3 protein-coding genes are annotated in these 2521 nt (G+C 61.1%); 2 read left to right on the top strand and 1 reads right to left on the bottom strand.

What is annotated here, in order from left to right:
• The coding region (locus VFE81_RS19780; RefSeq protein WP_325046215.1) for an aconitase X at positions 1-264 on the top strand (264 nt) is incomplete at its 5' end.
• Entirely contained in the window at positions 261-755 is a 495-nt protein-coding gene (locus tag VFE81_RS19775; RefSeq protein WP_325046214.1) for an aconitase X swivel domain-containing protein, read from the top strand. The genes VFE81_RS19780 and VFE81_RS19775, both read left to right, overlap by 4 nt.
• Before the next feature lie 64 nt (positions 756-819).
• Here the strand turns inward: VFE81_RS19775 and VFE81_RS19770 are convergent, their stop codons facing one another.
• Positions 820-1710: a GntR family transcriptional regulator gene (locus VFE81_RS19770; protein ID WP_325046213.1), complete on the bottom strand. Its 891-nt coding sequence runs from the start codon at positions 1708-1710 to the stop codon at positions 820-822.
• Between the last annotated feature and the right edge of the window lie 811 nt (positions 1711-2521).

Genomic DNA, 2521 nt, shown 5'->3' with positions numbered 1-2521 from the left:
CTCGCCATTACCAGTCCGCAGGTTGCACCGGACGCCGAGCGGTTCGGCTACACACACCGCATCGAAAGCGCAGGAGGCACGGTGCTCGCGGGCATGTGCTTCTACCAGTCGTACGCGCGCGAGATGTCCGAAGCCAGGGGCTGGAAGAATCTCGCCACCAACAGCGCGAAGCTGGTGAACATTCTCGGCGGCTACGGCTATACGCCGATGCTCGCCTCGATGCAGGCGTGCGTGAACGCAGCCGAGACAGGAGAACTCGCATGAACAGAATCGTGTTGACCGCGCGCCACGCGCTCGGGAACAAAGTGTCGGCCGAGGCGCTGGTCGCCAAGGACGGCTTTTCGGCCCGTTACGATCTGAACCGTTTGGAAGGCGTGTTTTCGCGCCCGTCGCACAAGCTCGTGGGGCAGTCGTACATTGGCCGGATACTGGTGCTGGATACCGCAAAGGGTGGCGTCGCAAGCGCGTGGATGCTGCACGAGATGCAGTCGCGCAATATGGCGCCGGTGGCGATCGTGTTCAACACCGTGAACCCGATCCTGGCGCAAGGCGCGGCGCTTGCCAATATCTCGATGCTGGCGGGTTTCGATTGTGACGTGACGGACGTCGTGCCGCAGGGCGCGTTCGTCGAGATCGATCCTCAGGCGAAGACGCTGAGCGTGCTGAGCGCCGCAGCCGGTGAGCCCGTGTCCCGCACATTTGCGCAAGGGCAGCCAGGCACGTCGACGGTACATGTGAAACCCACGTATCGCTAGACGTTCGGCGTCGTCTCAAGAGGATTGCCACGCGGGTGTCGTACGCGGTGCCGGCTGCGCGCGGTCACTTCATGTAATCGTGCGTAGCGGTGCCATTGACGTTCTTGATTGACGAGCCGACCGGCAGCGGTCCTTGCACGCTCAACGTGAACTCGTAATTTTCCGGGCGAATATAAAACGACGTTCGCTCACGCAGCATGCCGTTTTCGCCGAACGATTCGCGATCCATCACGAGCAACGCGGCACGCGGCGACAAACCGAGCGCCTGACCGACCGATGCCCCCGCCGAGCGCGCCCGGATATGGATCTCCGCTTTGCTGACCGGCATGGCAAGCAGACTTTCTAGCAGCACATAGATCGGGTTGCGGGTGGCTTGCTCCCAGGTGAGTCCGCTTGCTTGCGGCGGGAGATAGGAAATGACGAGCGCGATCGGCTCACCGTCGACGAGATACAGGCGTTTTAGCCGGAAGCAGTCGCCTTCGTCAGGGCCGAAGGCTTGTCTGATCGCCTCCGGCGCCGCCACCGGACCGAACTCGAGCAGCTTCGTTTTCGGTTCCACACCTTGCGCGACGAGTGCATCGTAGAAGCCGCGCATCGGCTTCAGATCATGCACGAACTTGTTGCGCGAGACGAACGTGCCTTTGCCTTGCTTGCTGACCACGTAGCCTTCGGCAAGCAATTGCGCGATGGCTTGCCGGACCGTGACGCGGCTCACGGCGAAACGTCGGGTCAGTTCGCTTTCGGCTGGCAGCTTGCTATCAGTCGCGAAGGTACCCTCGTCGATTTGCGTGCGCAGATGATCGGCGATCTGCATATAAAGCGCTGTCGCACTCACGCGGTTGAGCAGCGGTTGGACAGTCGAAGCGGCAGCCTGCCCGGCGCTCGATTCGTGCGTGGCGGCGCTCGGGGTGGTGCGTTGCCGGGTAACGGCGCGTTTTCTGGAATTGGATTGCATCGGTTGGTTTGCCGGGGGGGGGGGGGGCGAATGTCGGACCGCCGTTGAACCTGCATCTTTCGTCGTTTTTTACCGTGCGTTCCGTGATGCAGACGCGGGGCGCAGCTGTATTAAAATAATAAGACATCCTCATACAAGTCGCAATCGGCTGGCGTCTGCGCCGCGGCCGCCTGACTAAGGAAACAGGCCCGCAAGGTTGGGTGAGCGCCGTTTTCAATTGTTGATGTTCACAATTGCCGATAGCCGTGTCGATGATTCTGCTAGCGCAGAATGGGGTATAAAGCGCCGTATATGCAGGGCCCGGAGGCGAAAGGCTATGCATCTTACGGTGTTGTAGCGATACAACGAGCGAGCGCCGCCCTGTCCGCTAACGTTCCTGGCGCGTCCTTCCTGCACATTGGTGAGACGTGGCTTCTCTGGAAGAGATTGAAACTCTGGCGGCGAAGATAGCGTCGGTGCTGAGACCGCCAGGGAAGGCGTGCTTTCCCGAGAGCAGGCGAAACGCGCAGCGCAATTGCTCGACGTCCATTGGGCAACCGTTTATCGCTTGCGTCGGCGGTTTCTCGCGAATCCTGTGACCAGCACTTTGCAGCCGTCACCTTGCGGTCGCATACCAGGGGGGCGACTGGACGCTGCGGTTGAGACGGTCATCGACGATGTCGTTCATGAATGGTTACCCGCGCAGCGGCAACTGGCACATCCGGCGACCGATCTGGTGCTTGGAATAAAACGTCGATGTGCCGATGCGGGCCTGCATTCGCCTGGTCGGTCTACGGTGGCTCGGCGTTGGACTGCATGTCGTCAGCAGGAT

The organism is Paraburkholderia sp. (assembly GCF_035656215.1).
GTDB lineage: Bacteria > Pseudomonadota > Gammaproteobacteria > Burkholderiales > Burkholderiaceae > Paraburkholderia.
Note: the sequence above shows the minus strand (reverse complement) of the source record. Positions and strands in the feature narration are given on the sequence as shown.

Excerpts from the sequence above, each read along its gene's own strand:
- VFE81_RS19775 (WP_325046214.1), top strand. The coding sequence starts at position 261 with ATGAACAGAATCGTGTTGACCGCGCGCCACGCGCTCGGGAACAAAGTG.
- VFE81_RS19770 (WP_325046213.1), bottom strand. The coding sequence starts at position 1,710 with ATGCAATCCAATTCCAGAAAACGCGCCGTTACCCGGCAACGCACCACC.